This is a genomic window from Halopolyspora algeriensis (assembly GCF_003337235.1).
Lineage (GTDB): Bacteria > Actinomycetota > Actinomycetes > Mycobacteriales > Pseudonocardiaceae > Haloactinomyces > Haloactinomyces algeriensis.
This window is the reverse complement of record NZ_QPJC01000002.1, coordinates 346,637-369,360: the sequence shown is the minus strand read 5'-3', so window position 1 is coordinate 369,360 and position 22,724 is coordinate 346,637. Positions and strand designations below refer to the sequence as shown.

The following is a 22,724-nucleotide window of genomic DNA, read 5'->3' as shown; positions in this document are numbered from 1 at the left end:
TGCTTGTGCAGCGCGGCCGCCGGGGAAAGGACCGCAGCACGCCCCGAACACGCCCGGGCGTGTTCGGCAACAGTGCTACTCGGCCAGAGAGCCGTTGAGCCGCTCCAGCGCATCGTTCATGTGCGCCTCCAAACGCGTCAGCAGCAACAGCTCGTCACCGGCCTCGAGCGCGGCGACCAAGCCACGGTGCTCGTCGACGAGGGCCTGCGCGTCGGCAGGGTACTTGTCCTGCAGCGCGGTCAGACACATCCGCTTTTCCACCAGCAGTGTCCGGGCCATGCGCTGCAGTCGCGGGCTACCCGAGCCCCGCACCAGGGTTTCGTGGAATTCCTGGTCGGCATCGGTGAGCTCGCCGCGGTCGCCCCTGCTCGCCGCCGCGACCATCCGGGAATGCGCGGCGGTCAGCTCGGCCACTGCCTCCACTCGGCGATACCGGATGATCTGTTCGCAGGCCGCCCGCTCCACCGCCAGCCGCGCGGTGTAGAGGTCGCGGATGTCGTCGGCGTCCATCGTGGCCACGAACAGCCCCCGGTGCGGTTCGCTGTGCAGCAGACCCTCCTGCACCAGGCGCTGCATGGCCTCCCGCAACGGGCCCCGGCTGACTCCGAGCCGCGCGGCCAGGTCCGCCTCGCCCATCTGGCTGCCCGGCGGCAGCGAACCGTACATGATCGCCGACCGCAGCTGGTCGGCCACGATCGCCGCCGTGGACTTGCGTTGCACCGGCTCCAACTCGCCGGGCTGATTTTGCTCGTCGATTCCGAGCACGACACACCCTTTCCTCACTCCGGGGCGGTTTCCCTCTCCCCTGCCGGCCCGGCGGTGTTGGCGGTGAGCACCGATTTGCCCAAGCACACCTCGAGCTCGTCGAGCCACACCACGCCGATTGGCCGGTCGATTGTCGACAATGCTACCCGTGCTGCTCGACGCCCTCCCCGCAGAGAAGGACTTTCGCCGGTTTCAGCCCTGCGAGGCCCTGTGCTCCTGAAGCTGTCCTGAGCCGCAAAGTAGTGGGAAGTCGGTGGTCATCGAGCCTTGGCTGAGGTCGGGTCTCGATGCAGGGTGCGGTAGACCGTGGTCCGGGAGACGGTGAAGGCCTCGGCGAGGTCGGCGATGGTGTACTCGCCAGTCCCATACATGAGCAGGGCGGATTCGGGTGGTGCCGGTCAGTCCGTGATCGAGGTAGATCCGCCTCGCCCAGCCGTTGGCGTTGGGCGGTGAGTTCTTGCTAGTCGGTGGAGCACCGCGCGTAGCCGATGATCGTCTCGCTCATGGCGCGCGAGCGTACGTCTACCCCCGACGACCGGAATTTTCACCGTACGGGGCAACTGCAACGCCGCAGGTCCAGGCCACGGGCCGCCGGTCGCTTCGTCGGCGGGTGTGCGCAAGGGCCCCTACCGAACGAACTATTGACATGATGTCTACCTTGACACTATGTCTCACAGTGCGGTGGTGGACGCTGCGGAGTTGGCGCGGTTTCGGGAGTTGCAGCAGCTTGCCTACGAGGCGGCTCAGTCCGTCGGCGAGGGCTTGGAGCCGGGGGTGACCGAGCGCCAGGCCGCGCGGCGGATCCGGGAGTACCTCGTTGCTCGCGGAGTGCAGGACTGGTTTCACACGCCGTTCGCGTGGTTCGGGGACCGCACCGCCTTTCGCCGGTTCAAGGTGCCGCTGCAGTTCTTCCCGACGAACCGCCGATTGGCCGAAGGGATGCCGTTCATCCTGGACTGCGCCCCGGTGCGGGACGGTTACGTCGCCGATATCGGCTACGCGGGTTGCCTGGGCGAGAACCGGGTTTTCGAGCGGCTCATGGACGACCTGGGTGCCTATCGCCAGCTGATCGTCGAGCAGGTTCGGGCCGGCAACACGCTGCGTGATATCTACGGTGCCGTCGATGCGTTGATCTCCGAGCAGGGCTACGACAACCGGCATCAGGTCTATCCCGGCCGGGTGATCGCACACCAGGTGGGCAAAGTGCACTCGCGGTTGCCGACGTTCATGGTGGGTGGTTTCGGGATCCGCTCGCTGCAAACCCTCTTCGGTGACCTGCTCGTGGAGCGGATGCACCACCGCTCGCCGCTGTGGGCAGACGGCGAGATCTCCAACCACCCGGCCACGCCGGGCATGTGGGCCGTCGAACCGCACATCGGCTTCCGCGGCGTGGGGGTCAAGTTCGAGGAGATCCTGGTGGTCACTACCGACGGGGACGCGTACTGGCTCGATGACGACCTGCCGCACGTGCGGCGTTGGTCCGGGAAGGTGGCCACGGCATGAGAACGCGACAGATCACCGCCTCCGACGGGGTGCGGCTGGCCGTGCAGGAGCACGGTGATCGAACGAATCCGACGATCGTGGCGGTACACGGCTACCCGGACGATCACGTTGTCTGGGACGGCGCTGTGGCCGCATTGGCCGAGCGCTATCACGTGGTGACCTACGACGTGCGGGGCGCGGGTCACTCCGAGGCACCGACGCAGCGATCGGCCTACGGATTGGATCAGCTCGAGTGCGATCTCGCCGTGGTGGTTGAGGAGGTCAGCCCGTATGCACCGGTGCATCTGCTGGCCCACGACTGGGGCTCCATTCAGGCCTGGCACGCGGTCACCGGCGACCGGATGCGCGGGCGGATCGCCTCGTTCACCTCGGTCTCGGGACCGTGCCTGGACCACGCGGGCCACTGGTTCCGCTCTCGGCTGCGTCGCCCGAGTCCGAAGCGCCTGCGCGAGTTGGTGACCCAGTTGGCGTGTTCGGGCTACATCGGCTTCTTCCAGCTGCCGTTGCTGCCGGAACTCGCCTGGCGCAGCCGGCTGCTGCCTCGCCTGCTCGGCACGCTCGAACGCCTCGACCCGGCAGCCGCTGCCCAGCCGGCGCGGCCGAGCCTTTCTGACGGGCTGCGCGGGTTGGCGCTGTATCGCGCGAACATGCTCGCCCGCCTCGGCGGGCCGCGTGAACGTCGCGCGGACATCCCGGTCCAGGTGCTCGCACCGACCGGTGACCCGTTCGTGTCTCCGGCGCTGCAGACCGACATCGCCCGGTGGGTGCCCGATCTGCGCATTCGTCGAGTGCCGGGCGGACACTGGTTGCCCCGGACACGACCGGACGTGGTCACCCGATGCACGAGCGAACTCGTCGAGGACGTCGAGCACGGCCGACAGGCCCGGCCACTGCGGCGTGCTCGGGTTGGTGGGAAGCGGCCCCGGTGCGCCGACCAGCTTGTGGTGATCACCGGAGCGGGTAGCGGGATCGGGCGCGAGACGGCGCTGGCGTTCGCCGAGCAGGGCGCCGAGATCGTCGCGGCCGACCGCGACCAGACCGCCGCGGCCCGCACCGCCGAGCTGGCAGGTTTGCTCGGGCCGCAGGCCACACCGTATGCGGTGGATGTTTCCGACGGGGCGGCGATGGAGGACTTCGCCAAGCACGTGCAGACCGAGCTGGGCGTGCCCGACGTGGTGGTCAACAACGCCGGCATCGGCGTGGCCGGCCCGTTTGCCGAGACGAGTGTCGAGGACTGGCAACGGGTCATCGACGTCAACCTGTGGGGCGTCATCCATGGTTGCCGCGCCTTCGCCGCACAGATGACCGACCGCGGCGAGGGCGGTCAGATCGTGAATGTCGCCTCGGCGGCGGCATACCTGCCGTCGCGCACGCTGTCGGCGTATGCCACCACGAAGTCGGCGGTGCTGACGCTGAGCCAGTGCTTGCGCGCCGAACTCGCCAGCTCCGGCATCGGGGTGAGCACCGTGTGCCCGGGCTTCGTGCACACCAACATCACCGCACGCACCCGGTTCGTCGGTCTCAACGACGACGGTCAGCAGCAGCGCCAACAGGCTGCCACCCGGATGTATCGGCGCCGCAATTTCACGCCGGACAGGGCCGCACGCGAGATCCTGCGGACGGTCGAAACCAATGCCGCGCTCACCCCGATCACCCCGGAGGCCACGGCCGGTTTGGTGCTGTCCCGGCTCACACCCGGCCTGTTGCGGGCCGCCGCTCGAGCCGACCTCACCCCCGGCTGAGCCACACACCACGAACCAGGAGGACAAGCACATGTCGAGCGACAAGAACGTTTCCCCGCCAGGCGATGTCGGCGATCCCGACCGCGTGGCGCTGCACGCGCGCAACGTGTCCTTCGATTGGGCCGAGTTGCCCAGGCACTGGGTGCCGAACGATCCGTTCGCCACCCAGATGATCAACGTGCTGCACCTGCTGCTGCCCGAAGGGGAGCGCTGGTTCTGCCACGTGTTCAAGCAAGCCCTGCCGCTGATCCGCGACGAACAGCTCGCCGAGGACGTGCGCGGGTTCATCGGCCAGGAGGCCATGCACGCCGAGTCCCATCAGGGCGTGCTCGATCATTTCGACGCCCACGGGTTGGACACCCGGCCCTACGTCGACCAGATCGCGTGGCTGTTCGGAAAAGTCCTAGGCGACCGCGGCTACGGCGGCAAGCAGGGCCAGGAATGGATCATCGAACGAGTCGCGATAGTGGCCGCGATCGAACACTTCACCGCGTTCCTCGGCCAGTGGGTCCTCGATGCCGCCGAACTCGACCGCGCCGGAGCGGATGCCACCATGCTCGACCTGCTGCGCTGGCACGGCGCCGAAGAAGTCGAACATCGCTCGGTGGCCTACGACCTGTTCCTCCACCTCGACGGGCGCTACTTCCGGCGTGTGCGCACCATGGCCATCGCCGCCCCGGTCTTCGCGTGGCTGTGGGCCCGCGGGGTGCGCTACCTCATGGCCCACGACCCCACACTCGACGAAAAAGCCAAGGCCCGGTGGCGCGACTGGCTGCGCACCGGCAAACGCGGCCTGACCCCGAGCTATCGGCAGTTCCTGCGCTCGCTGCCGCCCTACTTCCGGGCGCAGTACCACCCGTCGCAGCACGGCTCGACCAGCCAAGCGATCGCCTACCTCGCGAAATCTCCCGCGGCGCAGGCAGCCGAGCACGGATCATGACCGCTCCGGAGAAGACAGGAACGACGACGAGTATGGCTGGCCACGAGCAGATTCCTCCTGACCTGTATCGACGCCGCCGGGCCGACCGTTCCTACCGCATGCTCGGCGCGCTGATCACCGGCTACGAACGGTTGTCCCGGTACAGCTGGCGCCGCCGCCCTCCGGTCGTGGCCGTCAACCGGGACCTGCACCTCGTCGTCGACGAAGTGCGCCAGCAGGCCGACGAGGTCGTCAGCCTGCGCCTGGTGCACCCGCGCGGGCACACGTTGCCGGCCTGGCAGCCCGGGGCGCACCTCGACGTGGTGCTGCCCTCCGGCCGAATGCGGCAGTACTCGCTGTGCGGAGATCCGACCGACCGCCACTCCTACCGCATTGCCGTGCGTCGTCTCGCCGACGGCGACGGTGGCTCGGTCGAGGTCCACGACACCCTGCAGGCCGGCAGCGGCGTGACGGTGCGCGGACCCCGCAACGCCTTCCCGTTCGTCACCACCGAGCGCTACCTGTTCCTCGCCGGCGGCATCGGCATCACCCCCATCCTGCCGATGGTGCGCACGGCCGCTGCCCGCGGCGTCGACTGGCATTTCGTCTACGCCGGGCGCTCTCGTGAATCTATGCCGTTCCTCGACGAGATCGCCCAGCTCGACCCGCACCGCGTGTGGATCCGCCCCGACACCCACTACGGCATCCCCGCCTCCGGCGCCGAACTCCTCGAACACGCCCCCGAGGGGGCCACCGTCTACTGCTGCGGGCCCGCTCCCATGATCACCGGCGTGCGCCTCGACCTACCGGCCAGTCGCGCCGAGGCACTGCACTTCGAACGCTTCTCCGCCCCACCCATCGTCAACGGCACGCCGTTTCACATCGACCTGGCACACAGCGGCCACAGCCTGCAGGTACCCGCCGACCGCTCCGCGCTGTCAGTCATCCGCGAGCACGTGCCCGAGGTCGCCTACTCCTGCCGACAAGGCTTCTGCGGCACCTGCAAGACCCGTGTGCTGGCCGGTGAGGTCGAGCACCGCGACCACGTGCTCACCGACACCGAACGTGCTGAAAACATGATGATCTGCGTCTCCCGCGCCACCAGCCAACACCTGAAACTCGATCTGTGATGCCACCATGCACACCGATGTCGTCCACAACGAGCAGTCGATGACCCCCCACCCGGCCGGTAGCGCCCGACACCCGCAAGCAGGTGGCCGCTCACCCCGCAGAATGACGCCCGCACGGCGCCGCGAACACCTCATCAACACCGCACTGCGGCTCTACAGCCAACAGTCCCTCGAAGACGTCTCCATCGACGACATCGTCACCACCGCCGACGTCTCCCGCGCCCTGTTCTACCGCTACTTCACCAACATCCGCGACGTCCACGTCGCCGCACTCAGTACCGTCGTCGACGAGCTCATCGGCCGGCTCACCCTGCCACCCGACGGCGACTTTCGGCAGCAGCTGCACCACACGCTGGCCGAGTTTGTCACCTTCGTCGAAACCTACGCGACCAGCTACACCGCCCTGCTGCGCAGCGGCTCCACCATCGCCACCAGCACCACCGACACTCTCGTCGACCGAGTCCGCGACCACGTCGTCGACCTCTTCCGCGAACGCCTCGGCCACAGCTCATCGTCCCCGATGCTGGAGAGAACGCTGCGCGGCTGGATCGCCGTGGTCGAAACCACCCTGCTGTCCTGGCTGCAACACACCGACCTACCCCGCGAGCAACTCGAAACCTGGCTCACCGACCAACTCCTCGCCATGATCACCACCACGGCCCAGCACGACCCCACCGCCGCTGAACAAATCCGCCACCTTCTCGCCGAGTCAGGCGACGAGCCATGATCGCGCTGTCCGCCCGGACCAAGGGCCAAGACTCAACCACGCCGACCTGACCCGCGATCCGGGCGGAGGTTGCCGCGGGTGATGAAGTGCCGGCGCACGTGCCGTCGTAGCTCGCATTCGACCTTCCGCTCCGCCTTCGTATTGATCTTGTGCACAAGCTCGATCAGCAGGTCGACCAACGCATCGGCGATCTCGCTCTGCCGCATCCAGCACAGCGCCGCCAACAGCGTCAGCCACACCTCGCGTGGGGATTCACGCAGGCCGGACGGGTGCGAACGCATCGCCCGCGCCCGCCAGGCGGCCACCAGCTTTTCCGAGGCGTCGGTGAACAACCCGCCCGGCAGCCCCAGTTGGCGCACCGACGTCAGTTTGTCGATCTCGGCCAGCACCGTCTCCAACCCGACCTGACCGGTCCTCACGTAGCTCGACCGGGCAGGCCTCCTCGGCCAACCACCCAGCCAGCTTGTCCTCATCACCGCGGGAGAACTCACCAAAGCCGAACGCGGTCCGGATCTGGGCGCGGTGATACTCGATCGAGCGGGAACGCCACGAGTAGCGGCGGAACTCCTCGACCGGCACACCGACCTGCTCGGCGACGTAGCCAACTGCCTGTGGCGGGACCTCCTCGGCATACCGCGGGAACCGCGCTTCGACCTCGAAGAGCTTCAGCAGCAGGGCAAACCCCAGCCGAGTCACTCCGGACTGTTGCCCACCCAGCGCCAGTCGTCGCCAACCAGCGTCCACGACCCCACCAGCTCATCCGGAGCCCACTCACGTTGCACACGTGCACGCTATCGAGCATGGACCACGAGCGCTGGCTGACCAGCCAGTTACTTTGCAGCTCAGGACAGCTTCGGGAGTGCAGGCCTGCGAGGCGCGGCATCATCGGGGAGATCTCACGGCGTGCGACCGTGGCACGATGGGCCGGCCCCTGCTGGGCCGGCGTGCTCGCCCCGCCGACTTCGCAGATCGTTGACCCTCCTGCGAGCGCTTCGTAGTGTGCCCCTGTCCGAGATCCCCAGGTGGCGATCGTTTCGTTTCGGCAGCGAAAGCAGGTCATGATCGACACGGCACCCACCGTCGTCGTCCTGCACGACGGCACCCACCCTCCCGGGATGGGCGAGATCGAACGCCTCGCCCACGTTCGCTACGCCACCGAAGACGAGCTTGCCCACGCCCTGCCCGGCGCCGACGTGCTGTTCGTCTGGCACTTCCTGTCCGAGGCCGTCGCCGCAGCCTGGCCCGCCGCCACCCACCTGCGCTGGATCCACGTCGCCGGCGCCGGTGTCGACCGGCTCCTGTTCGACGAGCTGCGGCGCTCGACGGTGGCGGTGACCAACTCGCGTGGCGTCTTCGACCGCCCCATGGCCGAATACGTCCTCGGGCTCATCCTGACCTTCGCCAAAGATCTGCACACCAGCCTGCGACTGCAGGACCGCAAACGCTGGCAGCACCGCGAAACCGAACGCATCGCGGGCAAAGCGGCACTGATCGTGGGCACCGGCCCGATCGGCCGGGCCATCGCCGCGCAACTGTCCGCCGCCGGGCTGTCGGTGACCGGCGCCGGCCGCACCGCCCGCAACGGCGACCCCGACTTCGGCACCGTCCACGCCTCGGCAGACCTGCTCGACATCGTCGGCGAGTTCGACTACGTCATCCTGGTCGCCCCGCTGACCCCCCAGACCACGGGCATGATCGACAGTGCCGTCCTGGCCCAATTCAAGCCGACCGCCCGGCTGATCAACGTCGGCCGCGGCCGGCTGCTCGTCGAAGACGACCTCGTGCAGGCACTGACCGCCGGGCATCTGGCCGGAGCGGCCCTGGACGTCTTCGACACCGAACCGCTGCCCCCGCACTCCCCGCTGTGGGACATGCCCAACGTGCTGATCTCGCCGCACATGTCCGGCGACGCCACCGGCTGGACCGAGAACCTGGTGCAGCTGTTTACCACCCAGTTGCGCGAGTACTTCCACGGCAACGAACCGGCCAATGCCGTCGACAAGCACCGCGGCTACGTCAGCGGGTCGGACAGCACCTGACCGATACGGCTTGGCATCCACAGGGGTATCGAGCACGCCAGGGCCGGCCACGTCTCCACGTCGACAAGCTGCCGCTGGAGACAACTACCACTATCGTCGAGACCATCGCAGCCCGCGGTCACGGGAGGAACGCCGTGACAGAAGCCGACCGGACACGGCGAGCAGCCATGGTCGACACCCTGCGCCACAACGGCATCCACAACCGCCTCGTGCTCGAGGCCATGGCCACCGTGCCCCGCGAGCGGTTCGTCGACCCCGCATGGGCCGACGAGGCCTACGACGACCAGCCGCTGCCCATCGGATCCGGGCAGACGATTTCCGTGCCCTGGATCGTGGCCCGCATGACCGCCGCGCTGGAACTGTCGGGCACCGAAAACGTTCTGGAAGTCGGCACGGGCAGCGGCTACGCCGCCGCGGTGCTGGCCCAGTGCTGCCGCCGGGTGACCACCATCGAACGCCACCAGGGCCTGGCCGAACAGGCCCGCCGCAGACTGTCCGAGCTGAACTACTCCACCGTCGAGGTCCGCGACGGCGACGGCGCTCGGGGCGCCCCCGACCGCGCGCCCTTCGACGCGATCTCGGTCACCGCCATGGCCGAGTCACTGCCCCAGCCCCTGCTGGACCAGCTCACCCCGCACGGCACCCTGGTGTGCCCGGTCGGGCAAGGCGGCCTCGGCGACCTCGTGCGCCTGCGGAACGGCCACCGCGAAACCCTCAGCTCCGTCGGCTTCGTCCCCCTCGTCACCGACGAGGACAGCCCCTGAAACCAGCAGGACGCACACGCGGTCGGATGTGGCAGGCGAAGCCTGTCCGTCGTTCATGCGCAATGTGCCGATGAGTGCGGCAACACGCGAAGGTCCGAATGTGATGAGCGCTCTTCCCGGCGTCGTCGACGGCGAGGCACGAGAGGATCGCCGATCCACCGGTGGAGGCGAAAAGCGCCGGCTGAGTGCACCGCAGAGCGGAGGAACACCATGGCCAAGCTGATCTACTCGTCATTGGCGTCGCTCGACGGCTACATCGCCGACGAGGACGGCACATTCGACTGGGCCGTGCCGGACGAAGAGGTGCACGCCTTCATCAACGACCTTCAACGACCGATCGGCACGTATCTGTACGGACGCCGGTTGTACGAGGTGATGATCGGCTGGGAGACCGACCCCACCCTCGCCGACCAATCGCCCGTCATGCGGGACTTCGCGGAACTCTGGCAGGCAGCCGACAAAATCGTGTACTCCAGGACGCTGGAGACGGTCTCCACCGCCAGGACGCGGATCGAACGAGACTTCGACCCCGAAACGATCCGGCAGCTCAAAACAGCCGCAGGGCATGACCTCGCCGTGGGCGGCCCCGACCTCGCCTCCCATGCGCTCATGGCCGGGCTGATCGACGAGTGCCACCTGTTTCTCGCACCCGTCGTGGTGGGAGGTGGCACGCGGTTCTTCCCCGACCATGCTCGCGTGAAGCTCGAGCTGCTGGAGGAACGCCGCTTCGGCAACGGTATGGTCCACGTCCGCTACCGGATCAGGACGTGAGAGCGCCGGCACGGGCTCGCCGGGTGCTGTGGCCGGCCACGGAGACTCAGGCCGGATCGACCTCGAAAGGGTGGCGCAGTCGGCGCATCGCGGCCTCGCTGCTGTCGACAGCCGGGCAGTGCCGCTCGGTGGTCTCGGTGCGGCCCGGCGGTTGCTGAAACCGAACCGGGCGGACCGGTGTGGTGGTGCGGGTGCCCCCATGGCCGGCCGGTGGCCGAGATTCGGGGGCGCCTGCCCCGGCAGCGGCTCGGAACAGGCCACGGTGGAAGGGGATGTCCTGTCGATGCGTGATCTGGTTGCGGTGCTGTGTTGGCGTGGTGATGAAGTTCCTTCCTGATCTTGGCAGGTTCCCCCGGAGAGAACCGAATCCGCACAGCCCCCTCCCCACAGTGGAAAGGGGGCTGTGCATTCTGGGACCCCGGGGGTTGCCTGCCGACGGCAGCCTGGCCGGCCGAGGCACCATCGGAGAGGGGATCACAACGCGCGCACGCCGCCGGCCTGCGGTACGCCTGGGGCTCTGGAGAACTCGTCACTGAATCGAACTGCCGGTCATCCACACGACGGCGGAAAGCCGATGGGCTCACGAGTCCTGCACGAACTCGAAAAAATCGGCAGCTCTCCCCCACAACCAACCGATCACCACCGGATATTCCCCGCGCAGCCCCGACCCGGCAAGCCCGCGTGTGTGGGCGAACGAAGGTGGATCAGACCGTGCCTGCGTGGTGGGCACCGCAGACACCGCAGGTCAGACGGTCGGACAGTCCGGTGGCGTACTCGTGGGGAGTGGCTTCTTCCAGGGCATTCCTGCCGCACACCTCGCAAGTCCGCGGCGAAGAAGTCGCCGACGAACCACCATCATCGGTGGACGAGGCACGAAAAACGAAAGCCATCAGCAGCTCCCAACATCAGGGGACAATTCGTCGGCAGCTGCTGGCTCAACCACCGCACCGAAAACAACCTTTCTGCCCGGGCACATGTTCCCGCCGAACACGCGGAGGTTTCCCGTGGCGGCGCCTGCCCAAACGTGACCGACGTTTTCGCACACCGGCACGGAACTATGCAGGCACCCCCGATTCGGCCCCTCGCTGCAGGGCGGGGCCGGTTCCGATGACGACGGTGGCGTTCGATTCCTCGGAACCGACCACCCGCGGAACCAATCCGCTCTCGGCCATGGCTTCGACAGTCCGCGGCGCCTGATGTTCGCCGGTTTCGATCAACAGGTGGCCACCCGGGGCCAGCCACAACGGCGCCGTGGCGATCACCCGCCGTTGGACATCGAGCCCCTCCGGGCCACCGTCGAGCGCGACCTGCGGCTCGTGTTCACGAGCCTCCGCGGGCATGAGCTCGATCGCGCCGGTGGGAACATACGGGGCGTTGACGATCAGGATGTCGACGCGGCCGGCCACCGTCGCAGGCAACGAGGAGTACAGGTCACCGACGTAGGCCCGCCCACCGGCGGCGGCGATGTTGCGGCGGGCGCATCGCACCGCGACCGGGTCGATGTCGGCGGCATACAACTCGACCCGCCCCAGCGCCGCAGCCACCGCGGCACCGAGCGCGCCCGAGCCGCAGCACAAGTCGACGACAACAGCTCCCGGCCGAGCCAAGGAAACGGCCTGCTCGGCCAGGAAACGGCTACGTTGGCGAGGCACGAACACCCCGGGGTCCACGGCGATCCGCAAACCGCGGAATTCCGCCCAGCCGAGGACGACCTCCAGCGGAAGACCACCGACCCGCCGGTCGACCATCGTGGCGAGCTCGGACGGCGTCCGCGCCGCGGAGATGAGCAACCGCGCCTCCTCCTCGGCGAAGACACAACCGGCAACTCGAAGCCTGTTGACGACGGCCGATCGCGAGCACGGGGACGAACACGAGGACATGGCAACGCCTTCCGGGCCTTTTCGGGAATGCCGAGGAGCGCTTTCTCGTCTCACCGATACCGGGAGAACCGCAAGGCGATGTCAGGAGAGCTTCCCGCTCGGTATGGCAACAACAAGTCCTACCACCCTCCCGCGCACACTCCGGGAAACGGCAACACTATCCGGGCCGGTCACCGTCGCGCCATGCGGGGACACACCGACACCGCCCTCCGTCGACAACATGCCGTTCACCGGGGGAAACTGGTTGTGGTGCAAACGTTTCTCCCGTGGCCGGATTTCTCGGCGACCGCACACATTCTCGATCCACGGCGACTGGGCAAGCAGCGAGTGGAGGCGCTGCAAGTGCTCCGTGCCCTGACCACCGCCGGATACGGCTGGCGCCACCATCCCGCCGCGAGCATGTGGTCCGGCTACGAAGAAGCCCTGGCCCGCTACGGCATCGAGATATGCCGGGCGTGGTGCGCGACCGGGCGAGCCGACACCTGCGCCCGTTCCCTGCGGGACGAGCTGGAACGGGCCACCGGCACCACCGAGATACGCACGCAGGACTCGCTGGCCGCAGCCGGCGAGCTGCCCCCGTGGCTGGGCGACCCGCAGTTCCACCACAGCCATCAATCCGCACTCCTGCGCAAAGCTCCCGAGCACTATCGCCGCTGGTTCGCCGATGTACCACCCGACCTCGATTACGAGTGGCCGAAATCCGACCGCCCCCGCCGCACACCGCACGAGCGTCCGTAGCCGATCCCGCTGCCCCGAGACGCGTGCCCGCCGCGGCCGGCGATCAGCGCGGCGAGACCTCGGTGCTCGCCCCGGAACCATCGCACCGACTCACCGATGGGCCCACACGCCGCGCACACCGCAACCACTGGGCGACCGTACCGGCGGCAAGCAGCACCAGCACCGGCACGAACCCCCACCGATAGGCCTGCACCGCCGGAACTTCCCCGACCATCCGCAGCACGCCACCGACCCCGAGCTGGATCAGCACCGCCGCGGTGAAACCTCCCATGTTGACCACCCCGGACGCCGCACCCGATCGGTGTGCGGCATTGGCCGCGCGAGCCCCGTCGAACGCCAGCATCGCCGCGCCCCCGCCTGCGCCGATCACGATCAGCACCCCCAGCAGCAGCGGCAACGGCAACGCACCGGGCCACCCGATGACCAGGCCCCAAGCCAGCACCACCACCGAGGACACCACCAGCGTGCCCCCCTCGCGGCGCTGCGGCCGACCGGCAACGTACTGCGCCGCCAACCACGACCCGGCCAGGAAACCGAGCACGCACACCAACACCAGCATCCCCGCATCCGCACTGCTGTAGCCCTGAGCCCGGGTCAGCCACGGTGGCCCCCACAATGCGGTCACCGCCACGAACTGGCCCATCAGCACGAAATGCACCCAGAAGGAGTGACGCGTACCGCGCTGCGCCCACACCGTGCGCAGCGCCTGCCCGATCCCCTCGGCAGGCTCATATCCGCCGGACTCCCTCGCCGCGTCGACCGACGGTCTGTCCCGGATGATCGCGGCAGCCACTCCGGCCAGCACCGCGGTCACCGCAGCGGCCCCGACAAAGGTCGGCACCCAGCCGAGACCGTACAGAGCGGCGCTGAGCGGCACGGTGGCCACGACCTGACCGAAACCACCCACCAAACCGGTCAGTGCCGCGATCCTGCCGAACCGGCGGGGTGGAAACCAGTGCGCCGCCAGCCGCAGCACGTTGGTGAACATGAACGCGTCCCCGAAGCCGATCAGCATCCGGCCGGCGATCCCGCCCAGCAGCGAACCACTGAGACCGAACACCACCGACCCCGCCGCCAGCGCGGCCATGCCGCCGGTAATGACCCTGCGCGGCCCGAGCCGGTCGGCGAGCAACCCCGAGGGGACCTGCAGTGCCAGATACACACCGAGCTGCAGCGCCGAAAACAGCGACAACACGGCAGGACCGGCCGAAAACCTCTCCAATGCCTGCGGCGCGGCCACCCCGAGACTCGCCCGGTGAAACAGCGACGTGAAATAGCACAACGCTGCCAGACCCCACACCACCCAGGCCCCGCGCCACGAGCGCACAGCCCGGTTCAGCGCCCGCCCGGCGGCATCCGGACCGGCAGGGATCACCTCTTCCGCAGTCGCGCGCACTGCCACCTCCTCAACTCGTATACAGCTTAGATACAAGCCGTATGTGAGACGATGGGCACGTGTCGCGCGCAACACCCTCGAACTCCTCAACACCCGGCTCCCCAACCCGGACCGGTTCCGGTCGCGCAGGAGGGGAACAACCGGCCGCCGATCGCGCCTACCAGCACGTCAAGGCCGGCTTGCTGGACGGCAACTACCCGGGCGGCGACCTGCTGTCCGAAGGCGAGATCGCCCAAACCCTGCAGATGTCGCGCACCCCGGTCCGCGAAGCCTTTCTGCGCCTGCAAGCCGAGGGATTCCTGCACCTGTATCCCAAGCGCGGAGCCCTCGTGGTCCCGGTGAACCCGGCCGAGGCACAAGCTCTCCTGGAAACGCGGCTGGCCCTGGAAAGCTTCGCCATCGACAAACTCGCCGGACAAAGCACCGACGCACTACGCACCGTCGGCCGCGAACTCCTCGAACACCCCGCCTGCCACCCCGCCGAACTTCCCGACGCCACCATGCACGAATCCGACCGCGCCTTCCACGCCCATCTCGTGACCGCAGCGGGCAACCCCGTCGTGGCCGACCTCTACAACACCCTGCGCGACCGGCAACTGCGCATCACCGCCACCGCCCGCACCCACGAGACGTCCCGCCGAGCCACCGTGGCCCACCAACACACCCAAGTCGCCGAAGCCCTCCGCGACGGCAACCCCGAGCTCGCCAAAACCCGGCTCCGGGAACACCTCGCGCACACCGCGCAAGCCCTCGGCACGGCAGGAAGCACATTCCTGACACCGATGAACGAGGGTTGACGTCTTCGTTGCTTGTTTTTGGAGGCTGTGGGGGTGTTAGTTGTGCTGGTTTTTGAATTCATTCAATACTGAAATGACAGTACTAATTATATTATAATGACCGTGTGCTGGCATCTTTTCCGCTCGCCGTGATGACGCTGCTGCTTTCCCCGACTCCGGGCGGACTCAATGCCCAGCGCCAGTTTGTGGTCGCTGCCGCAGCGGGTAAGAGTCGGACGTGACCACATCGGCGCAGGACGAGCAGGCCTCACACAAGTTGCCATACCAGCTGCCGCTCGCGGCGCTGGCCTCCGCTTTCGGTGCCTACCTCGGCGCGGCGGCCTACCTTGGTCTGCCCAGTTTGGACCTGCCGCCCGTGCTGGCCGCGCTTGTTTACGGCATCGCCATCGTCGGTGGCGCCTTCATCCTGTCGTGGGCGGCCGAAGCAGCGCAGGTCGACATCAACGCAGGACTCGCGCTGGCACTGCTGGCGTTGTTGGCGGTGCTGCCGGAGTACGCCGTGGACTTCGTGTTCACCTGGCGATGCGGCAACACGTGGGCACAAGGCCCGCCGGGGCTGACCGGTGAATCGAACGTGTGCTCGCTGGCACTGGCCAATATGACGGGCGCGAACCGAGTGCTGGTCGGTATCGGCTGGCCGCTGGTGGTGCTGGTGGCCGCTCTCGCCGTGTGGCGCGCACGCAAGGCCGGGACGGCCTCGGAGGAGTCCACTTCGCCCTCCACTCGTGGCGGGGAGGTGCGCTTGGCCCCCGCGATGGCCACGGAGGTCACCTTTCTCGGCATCGCGACTCTCTACTCGCTGACCCTGCCGCTGAAGAGCACTCTGACGCTGTGGGACTCGGCGGTGTTCATACTCATCTTCGCGCTGTACGCGTGGCGGCTGTCGCGGATGAGCCCGACCGAACCGGACTTGATCGGCGTGTCGCACTGGGTGGGCTCGAAGGAGAAACGCCCGAGGCGTAGCTGGGTGATCGGGATGTTCGTGGTTGCGGCCATCATCATCCTGCTGACGGCAGAACACTTCGCGGAGAGCCTGGTACAAACCGGCGAGCAACTCGGGATATCCCAGTTCCTGCTCGTGCAATGGGTCGCACCGCTGGCCAGTGAATCGCCCGAGCTGATCGTGGCCTGCCTGTACGCCTGGCGACTCAAGGCGGGCGACTCGCTGGGCACGCTGCTGTCCAGCAAGGTCAACCAGTGGACTTTGCTGGTCGGCAGCCTGCCGCTCGTGTTCGCGATATCGGCGTTGACCATGCACGGGCTCCCGATCGACACCCAACAGCGCTTCGAGTTGCTCATCACGGCGGCACAGTCGCTGTTCGCGGTGTCGATCCTGATCGACCGCAGCCTCACCTTCAAAGGCGCGATCGCCCTGCTGTCGCTGTTCCTCGTACAGTTCTTCGTCAGCGTTTCCGCAGGCACTCAGGTCAACCGGATAACGATCATCGTGTTGTCGATCCTGTACGGGATACTCGCAATCGCCCAGTTCGCCTGGAACTATCGCAATACGATCCAGACCGTCAAGGACGGCACGGTCACGCCGTTCGACCAGCTCAGTGACGACCCTTCCGGACGGGTCCGGTGAACAAGACCAGTCGAGACCACTTCGGACACTCCTGTAGCGTGCGCGGGCAGCGGATCAGCGGACTGGCTCGCCGACTCGGATTGCCGGATGCCTCACGCAGTGCTCGTCAAATCGGCATCGGCTCCCTGAATGTCATCCTGACCAGGGATGACCGTTTTCAGTGGAGGGTTCTGAGTGTCTGCTGCTCGGACTTCATATGATTATTGATGCGTCTGTTTCGGCGAGTACTGAAGAAATAATGATTACTGTAATTTTGCGACACAGCAGGGCGCAGCCGTCACAGCGGATCTGGGGTCTGCGGCATCCGGTGCCGCAGACCCCAGCGGGTCACTTCGCTGCGTTCAGCTGCTCAGCTGGGCCGGCCGGATTCCGAGTCCTGCCGGGAGAGCTCCGTGGCCGCAGACGATTCGGACTCCTCGGTCGTCCCGGACGACGTCGCGGACTGGGCTGCGGTCGGCGAGGTAGGCGACGGCGCGGAGGACCGGCCACCGCCGAGACTGCCCATGTCGGGAACCTCCTTGCGGGCCACGGCCTCGGCCGCACGCACCGCCTCGGCCACTTCCGGGCTGGTCGAGATGTCGAACCAGGATGCGATGGATTCCTCGTCCTGTTCCGGGGCGGTTTCCGGCGGCTCCTCCTCCGGGGGCTCGTAGCGGAACACGCCCTGCTCGTCGGGGGCACCCAGCATCCGGGCGAAGCCCTCCAGCGACTTGTTGAAGTCGCTGGGCACCACCCACACCTTGTTGGCATCCCCCTGCGCCATCTCGGGCAGGGTCTGCAGGTACTGATAAGCCAGCAACTCCGGCGTCGGCTTACCCCGCTTGACCGCGGCGAAGACCTTCTCGATCGACTTCGCCTGGCCCTGCGCCCGCAGGTAGCGGCTTGCCCGCTCACCCTGCGACCGCAGGATGCTGGACTGGCGCTCCCCTTCCGCCGACAGGATCGCCGCTTGCTTGGCTCCCTCGGCGGACAGGATCGCCGCCTGCTTGGAGCCCTCGGCCGTTTTGATCGCCGACTCCCGCTCGCCCTCGGCGTTGAGGATCATGGCGCGCTTCTCACGGTCGGCGCGCATTTGCTTTTCCATCGAGTCCTGGATCGACGGGGGTGGATCGATGGCCTTCAACTCCACCCGCGCGACCCGGATCCCCCACCGGCTGGTCTCCTGGTCGAGTACGCCGCGCAGCTGGGTGTTGATCTGGTCGCGGGAGGTCAACGTCTCCTCCAGGCTCATCCCCCCGACGACGTTGCGCAGCGTGGTACTGGTGAGTTGTTCCACGCCGAGGATGTAGTTGGAGATCTCGTAGACCGCCGAGCGCGAGTCGGTGACCTGGAAATACACCACGGTGTCGATCGAGACCGTGAGGTTGTCCTGGGTGATGACCGGCTGCGGCGGAAACGAGACCACCTGCTCGCGCAGGTCGATCTTGGCGCGCACGCGGTCCAGAAACGGCACCAGGAAATTCAGTCCCGGCTCGGCCACGGTGCGAAAGCGCCCCAACCGTTCGATGACCGCACTCGTCGCCTGCGGGATCAACAGGATCGTCTTCACCGCGATGACGATCACCAGCAGTACGACGACGGCCGCGATGATCAGCGGTACCGCGTCCACATCAGCCTCCTCACGGTTCGGCCCACACCACGGCGATGGCCCCGGAAATTTCCATGACCGTCACCGTTCGGCCCTGCTCCAGTACTTGTGTCTCGTCGAACGCTCGCGCCGACCACACGTCACCACCGATACGCACGCGGCCATCCGTGGCATCCACCGTGGATTCGACCGTCGCCCGCGCCCCGATCAGGGCGTCCACGTTGGTGCGCAGCTCGTGTCCCCGCTCCAGGCGGCGCTTCAGCGCGGGCCTGGCCAGCACGGTCAGCCCGCCGGACAGCACCGCGAACACGATGGCGTCGACCCACAGCGGCGCACCCAGGGCCGCCACCCCGGCGGTACCGATCGCCGCGGCGCCGAGCATCAACAACACGAGTTCACCGGAGACGACTTCGGCTGCCACCAGGACTACTCCCGCGATCAGCCACAGCAATGCGGCCATACCCCAATAGTGTCAGACGTGTCCACATACCGTGGCCACTCGATCACAGAAGTAATCGAAGCTTGATCGCCGGGGACGTGGCACCAGCCATCACGGCGCCTGCTTCACCAGGCCGACGCTGTACCGCCGACCCGGGGTCAGTCGGCCTCGGCCGTGACGAAGTCGATCAGTCTCTCCACGGCCCCGATCAGCGGCGGCTGCAGATCGCGGAAGCTCGACACCGCCCCCAGCACGCGGCGCCACCCTTCGGCCGGCTCACCCCAGCCGAGTTCGGCACAGACGCCGTCTTTCCACGCGATGCCGCGCGGCACCCGGGGCCAGGCGGTGATGCCCAGCGACTGCGGCTTGACCGCCTGCCAGATATCGACGTGCGGGTGGCCGGCGATCGCCACGTTCGCGTCGTCGATACTGGCCACGAGGCGCGATTCCTTGCTGTCCGGCACCAGGTGGTCGGCCAGCACCCCGACACGCCGGCCCGGCCCGGGCTCGAACTCCGCCAGCAGGGCAGGCAGGGCGTCGAGGCCGTGCAGCGGTTCGACCACCACACCTTCCACGCGCAGGTCGTGTCCCCACACGCGCTCGATCAGCTCGGCATCGTGCAGCCCCTCCACCCAGAGGCGACTGCCACGGGCACGACGAGCCTCCAGCCCGTCCACGCGCACCGAGCCGGAAGCCGACCGTGCCGGCGTGGTGCCGACAGCTTCCGGTACCGCCACGAGGGTGGCCGGGGTGCCCTCGTACAGGAAGGCCGCCGGGCGCATCGGAAACACCCGGTGGCGGCCGTGCCGGTCCTCCAGCACCACGTTGTGCTTGACCTGGTTACCGCGTTCCACGCGCACGACCGCACCGCAAAAGCCGCTGGCGGCGTCCTCGACCACGAGGCCGGTCTCCGCGGCGATCTCCGGAACCGTCCGGCGAGTCCTGCCACCCTTGCCCACAGCACTGCCATAGTCGATCGAACGCACGATGCGCCACCCTAGCCGCGATCACTCGCCACCGGCACAGCGACACAGCGAAGAACGCGCACGATCGCAGGCCCGATCGCGAACGCGGCACGCACATCCGTATCCTGGTCAGCGTGCCATGCCCAAGCGCAACCATGGTCGTCTGGGCGTCCGCGTGGCTGCACGGGACCGCCGCATCGGACGACGTGCTCGATGCCCTGCAGGTGTGGGCCGAGGCGCATGAAGTGCGCGCCGCCGAGCAGAACCTGGCCGCACGGCTGGAGCTTCCGGGACCCGAGGACACTCCCGCCGGCCCGGCGCTGCTCCTGGCGTCCCTGCGCAAGGCCGGAGCGTCCCGCGGGGAACTGGTCATGCCGGTGGCCGGCGACGTGCGCGGCCTCGACGGGGCCACCGCGTTCTCCCGCACGGCGCTGAGCCGGGGTGAGGCAGCCGTGCTCGCCGACGCGGGTCTGGGACTGGTGCCCCAGCGCCCCGACCCTGCCGCCGAGGGCATCCTGCGGTGGACGGTGTTCGAACTCGGAGACATGCCCCCCGCCGAACATCTGCCCCTGGGAGAGGCCGAACACGGCATGTCCTCGGCCATGCGGGAGGCCGCCAGTGCCCTGACCGATCTCGACATCGCCAAGCACCGTCCCGGTGTTCGCGCCGAGATCGCCGAGACCGTCTCGGCCCGCCCGGATCTTTCGTGGCCCGAGGGTGTGCCGCAACGCTCGTTGCGGATCCTGCAGCGAGCCTCGGAAGTGGAGGCCATTCTCTGGGCGGCCACCGACGACACCCCCGGTGGTGCGCTGTCCGCGTCGGCCACCCGCGCGCGTACCGATGCGCTGCGGCCGCTGTTCGACTCGGTGCGCGCCGCCCGGCGCTCGGCCGTGGCGGAAATGGTGCGGGTCCTGGCCGAACGCGCCGAGCACCACTGACCCGTTTCCGCCGTGCCGCCGGGACACACCCGAGCTGAAGCGCCCGGCGGCACGGTCTCAGCAGCTACCGGGGGCGCAGGGCTCGCCGTTGGTGGTGCATCCCGCACTGGCCAGCGCGGACAGTTTCCGAGGCTCCTGCCCGTCGAGATGCTCGGTGACAAGGTCGACGATCATCCGGGCGAACCGCGGATCCGTGCCTGCCGTGTCGGCCCGGGCGAATCCGATCCCGAGTTCCTCGGCCTTCTGGCGGGCCTCGTTGTCGAGATCCCAGACAACTTCGAGATGGTCGGAGACGAACCCGATCGGGCTGGTCACGACCGCGCCGACGCCCTGGGCGTGCAGCTCGTCGAGATGATCGACGATGTCCGGTTCCAGCCACGGAACGCTGGGCGGACCGGACCGGGACTGCCACACCACGTCGTAGCCGTCGACCCCGGCTGCTTCGGCGACCAGCCGTGCCGTCTCGTGCACCTGCCGGAAGTACCACCACGGGCTGCCGTCGGCTCCCGGCTGCTCGTCGGCCTTCAGCGGCACCGAGTGCGCGGTGAACACCAGCCGGGCCTGCTCACGCGACGAGGTGTCCAACTCGGCGTACGCACGGCGGACGGCATCGGCATTGGCGTGCACGAACAGCGGATGATCGTAGAACTGCCGCAGTTTCACCAGGTCCGGTGCTCGGTCCCCCACGGCCTCACGGGCCCGGGCGATGTCCTCGTGATACTGCTTGCAGCCCGAGTAGCCACCCCAGGCCGAGGTGGCGAACACCAGCGCCCGCCGCACCCCGTCATCGGCCATCCGACCGACGGTGTCCTCCACGAGTGGATGCCAGTTGCGGTTGCCGAAGTACACCGGCAGGTCCATCCCCCGGTCGGCGAGTTCGGTCCCCAACCTCGCCATGATGTCCCGGTTGAGACGGGTGATCGGCGAGACACCCCCGAAGTGGTGGTAGTGCTCGGCGACCTCGTCCAGGCGCTGCGGGGGCACTCCCCTACCCCGGGTCACGTTCTCCAGAAACGGCCGGACTTCCTCGGGGCCCTCGGGCCCGCCGAACGACAGATACAGCAACGCATCATAGCTTCCCGGGTAGCTCACCCGACCATGATGACGCTGCGCACTCGCAGCCGCCCACCCGGGGTCTGCCCAGGTGAGCGGCCACACGCGTGATCATCTCCACAGAGGCTGCGCACCCGTTGCGCACGGCAATCACCCTTGCGAGCGCGGCCACCCGACCGCTGTGCAGCAGCCGGGTGGGATCTCTCGCTCGGTCAGGCGCCGACGGCGTGGAAACCCCCATCGGCCATGACCATCGAACCGGTCGTTTTCGGCAGCCAGTCCGACAGCAGCGCACACACCGACCGCCCCACCGGGGTCGGGTCCTCCACGTCCCAACCCAGCGGCGCGCGTTCGCCCCAGGTGTCCTCCAGACCCTTGAATCCCGGAATCGACTTGGCCGCCATGGTGCGCACGGGGCCGGCCGAGACGAGATTCACCCGGACCCCCTTCGGTCCGAGTTCACGGGCGAGGTAGCGCGAGGTGGATTCGAGCGCCGCCTTGGCCACGCCCATCCAGTCGTAGGCGGGCCAGGCCACGCGGGCATCGAAGTCCATCCCCACGATCGAGCCGCCCTCGCTCATCAGGGGCAGGCAGGCCGTGGTCAACGATTTCAGCGAGTACGCCGAGATCTCCAGGGCGTTGGAGACGTCCTCCCACGGCGCTTCGAGGAAATCCCCGCCCAGGCAGGACTCGGGGGCGAAACCGATGGAGTGCACGACACCGTCGAGCCCGTCGACGTGCTCGCGCACCTGCTCGGCCAGGCCGTGGAGGTGCTCGGAGTTGGTGACGTCGAGTTCGATCACCGGTGCCTTCTTCGGCAGCCGATCGGCGATGCGCTCGACCAGCCGCACACGACCGAAGGCGGTCAGGACGACCTCGGCGCCCTGCTCCTGGGCGATCTTGGCGGCGTGGAAGGCGATCGAGGCATCGGTGATCACACCGGTGATCAGGATCCGCTTGCCCTCGAGCAGTCCGGCCATGTTGC

At 68.0% G+C, this 22,724-nt stretch carries 23 protein-coding genes and 1 pseudogene; 12 read left to right on the top strand and 12 right to left on the bottom strand.

The annotated features are described in order from the left end of the window. Positions 1-75 precede the first annotated feature (75 nt). Complete coding sequence (locus tag DFQ14_RS04970) at positions 76-765, bottom strand: GntR family transcriptional regulator (RefSeq protein WP_114451856.1); 690 nt, start codon at positions 763-765, stop codon at positions 76-78. A gap of 257 nt (positions 766-1,022) precedes the next feature. Next, positions 1,023-1,136 (bottom strand): helix-turn-helix domain-containing protein, encoded by a 114-nt coding sequence (locus DFQ14_RS22175; RefSeq protein ID WP_246195341.1) that lies wholly within the window; start codon positions 1,134-1,136, stop codon positions 1,023-1,025. Between the two features lie 295 nt (positions 1,137-1,431). On the opposite strand from DFQ14_RS22175, the gene DFQ14_RS04960 reads away from it, so the two are divergent. Genes DFQ14_RS04960 through DFQ14_RS04940 form a run of 5 tightly spaced genes read left to right on the top strand, consistent with a single transcriptional unit; the run spans position 1,432 to position 6,786 of the window. After that, complete coding sequence (locus tag DFQ14_RS04960) at positions 1,432-2,268, top strand: M24 family metallopeptidase (RefSeq protein WP_114451855.1); 837 nt, start codon at positions 1,432-1,434, stop codon at positions 2,266-2,268. Then, positions 2,265-4,010: an SDR family oxidoreductase gene (locus tag DFQ14_RS04955; protein WP_246195340.1), complete on the top strand. Its 1,746-nt coding sequence runs from the start codon at positions 2,265-2,267 to the stop codon at positions 4,008-4,010. Before DFQ14_RS04960 ends, DFQ14_RS04955 begins: the two co-directional genes overlap by 4 nt. 31 nt (positions 4,011-4,041) lie before the next feature. Then, entirely contained in the window at positions 4,042-4,950 is a 909-nt protein-coding gene (locus DFQ14_RS04950; RefSeq protein ID WP_114451854.1) for a metal-dependent hydrolase, read from the top strand. 32 nt (positions 4,951-4,982) lie between these two features. Next, positions 4,983-6,059: a PDR/VanB family oxidoreductase gene (locus DFQ14_RS04945; protein WP_114451853.1), complete on the top strand. Its 1,077-nt coding sequence runs from the start codon at positions 4,983-4,985 to the stop codon at positions 6,057-6,059. A gap of 7 nt (positions 6,060-6,066) precedes the next feature. Beyond that, entirely contained in the window at positions 6,067-6,786 is a 720-nt protein-coding gene (locus tag DFQ14_RS04940; RefSeq protein WP_246195338.1) for a TetR/AcrR family transcriptional regulator, read from the top strand. Between the two features lie 32 nt (positions 6,787-6,818). Here DFQ14_RS04940 and DFQ14_RS22170 read toward each other — a convergent pair whose 3' ends face one another. Together DFQ14_RS22170 and DFQ14_RS22165 are read right to left on the bottom strand one after the other, a co-directional pair. After that, entirely contained in the window at positions 6,819-7,175 is a 357-nt protein-coding gene (locus tag DFQ14_RS22170) for a hypothetical protein (RefSeq protein ID WP_246195583.1), read from the bottom strand. A 103-nt stretch (positions 7,176-7,278) separates the two neighbouring features. After that, positions 7,279-7,482: pseudogene (locus DFQ14_RS22165) on the bottom strand (DUF4158 domain-containing protein); the annotation flags it as partial. 362 nt (positions 7,483-7,844) lie between these two features. Between DFQ14_RS22165 and DFQ14_RS04930 the strand changes: the two are divergent. The 3 genes from DFQ14_RS04930 to DFQ14_RS04920 all read left to right on the top strand — a co-directional run bounded on the left by DFQ14_RS04930 (position 7,845) and on the right by DFQ14_RS04920 (position 10,360). Beyond that, the gene (locus DFQ14_RS04930; protein WP_179951497.1) at positions 7,845-8,825 is read left to right on the top strand and encodes a D-2-hydroxyacid dehydrogenase; all 981 of its coding nucleotides are present in this window, start codon (positions 7,845-7,847) and stop codon (positions 8,823-8,825) included. Positions 8,826-8,959: 134 nt separating this feature from the next. Next, positions 8,960-9,589, top strand: a complete 630-nt coding sequence (locus tag DFQ14_RS04925; protein ID WP_114451852.1) for a protein-L-isoaspartate(D-aspartate) O-methyltransferase — start codon at positions 8,960-8,962, stop codon at positions 9,587-9,589. Positions 9,590-9,799: 210 nt separating this feature from the next. Continuing rightward, complete coding sequence (locus DFQ14_RS04920) at positions 9,800-10,360, top strand: dihydrofolate reductase family protein (protein WP_114451851.1); 561 nt, start codon at positions 9,800-9,802, stop codon at positions 10,358-10,360. A 704-nt stretch (positions 10,361-11,064) separates the two neighbouring features. Here DFQ14_RS04920 and DFQ14_RS21635 read toward each other — a convergent pair. Both DFQ14_RS21635 and DFQ14_RS04910 read right to left on the bottom strand, forming a co-directional pair. Continuing rightward, a complete protein-coding gene (locus DFQ14_RS21635) occupies positions 11,065-11,250 on the bottom strand; it encodes a hypothetical protein (protein WP_141921293.1) in 186 nt (61 codons plus the stop codon). Positions 11,251-11,415: 165 nt separating this feature from the next. After that, complete coding sequence (locus tag DFQ14_RS04910; protein WP_114451849.1) at positions 11,416-12,240, bottom strand: putative protein N(5)-glutamine methyltransferase; 825 nt, start codon at positions 12,238-12,240, stop codon at positions 11,416-11,418. 249 nt (positions 12,241-12,489) lie between these two features. On the opposite strand from DFQ14_RS04910, the gene DFQ14_RS04905 reads away from it, so the two are divergent. Next, positions 12,490-12,978, top strand: a complete 489-nt coding sequence (locus DFQ14_RS04905; RefSeq protein ID WP_114452132.1) for an MSMEG_6728 family protein — start codon at positions 12,490-12,492, stop codon at positions 12,976-12,978. Positions 12,979-13,021: 43 nt separating this feature from the next. Here the strand turns inward: DFQ14_RS04905 and DFQ14_RS04900 are convergent, their stop codons facing one another. Then, positions 13,022-14,374 (bottom strand): MFS transporter, encoded by a 1,353-nt coding sequence (locus DFQ14_RS04900; protein ID WP_246195336.1) that lies wholly within the window; start codon positions 14,372-14,374, stop codon positions 13,022-13,024. A gap of 59 nt (positions 14,375-14,433) precedes the next feature. Here DFQ14_RS04900 and DFQ14_RS04895 point away from each other — a divergent pair, with 59 nt between their 5' ends. Continuing rightward, a complete protein-coding gene (locus tag DFQ14_RS04895) occupies positions 14,434-15,171 on the top strand; it encodes a GntR family transcriptional regulator (RefSeq protein WP_114451848.1) in 738 nt (245 codons plus the stop codon). 217 nt (positions 15,172-15,388) lie between these two features. Further along, positions 15,389-16,756: a sodium:proton exchanger gene (locus DFQ14_RS04890; RefSeq protein WP_179951496.1), complete on the top strand. Its 1,368-nt coding sequence runs from the start codon at positions 15,389-15,391 to the stop codon at positions 16,754-16,756. A 349-nt stretch (positions 16,757-17,105) separates the two neighbouring features. Here DFQ14_RS04890 and DFQ14_RS04885 read toward each other — a convergent pair whose 3' ends face one another. From DFQ14_RS04885 to DFQ14_RS04875, 3 genes are all read right to left on the bottom strand, one after another. Then, positions 17,106-18,365 (bottom strand): SPFH domain-containing protein, encoded by a 1,260-nt coding sequence (locus tag DFQ14_RS04885; protein ID WP_114451847.1) that lies wholly within the window; start codon positions 18,363-18,365, stop codon positions 17,106-17,108. Between the two features lie 10 nt (positions 18,366-18,375). Next, positions 18,376-18,804 carry an NfeD family protein gene (locus DFQ14_RS04880; RefSeq protein WP_114451846.1) on the bottom strand — a complete coding sequence of 143 codons (429 nt, stop codon included), beginning with the start codon at positions 18,802-18,804 and terminating at the stop codon, positions 18,376-18,378. A gap of 137 nt (positions 18,805-18,941) precedes the next feature. Continuing rightward, positions 18,942-19,769, bottom strand: coding sequence for a DUF3097 domain-containing protein (locus DFQ14_RS04875; protein WP_246195334.1), 828 nt, complete (start codon positions 19,767-19,769; stop codon positions 18,942-18,944). Positions 19,770-19,903: 134 nt separating this feature from the next. On the opposite strand from DFQ14_RS04875, the gene DFQ14_RS04870 reads away from it, so the two are divergent. Continuing rightward, the gene (locus DFQ14_RS04870; protein ID WP_179951509.1) at positions 19,904-20,686 is read left to right on the top strand and encodes a hypothetical protein; all 783 of its coding nucleotides are present in this window, start codon (positions 19,904-19,906) and stop codon (positions 20,684-20,686) included. Between the two features lie 57 nt (positions 20,687-20,743). On the opposite strand, the gene DFQ14_RS04865 is transcribed toward DFQ14_RS04870, so the two are convergent. Both DFQ14_RS04865 and fabI read right to left on the bottom strand, forming a co-directional pair. Then, positions 20,744-21,778: a ferrochelatase gene (locus tag DFQ14_RS04865; protein WP_246195332.1), complete on the bottom strand. Its 1,035-nt coding sequence runs from the start codon at positions 21,776-21,778 to the stop codon at positions 20,744-20,746. Positions 21,779-21,951: 173 nt separating this feature from the next. After that, positions 21,952-22,719 carry an enoyl-ACP reductase FabI gene (gene fabI, locus DFQ14_RS04860; protein ID WP_114451843.1) on the bottom strand — a complete coding sequence of 256 codons (768 nt, stop codon included), beginning with the start codon at positions 22,717-22,719 and terminating at the stop codon, positions 21,952-21,954. Positions 22,720-22,724: the final 5 nt, after the last annotated feature.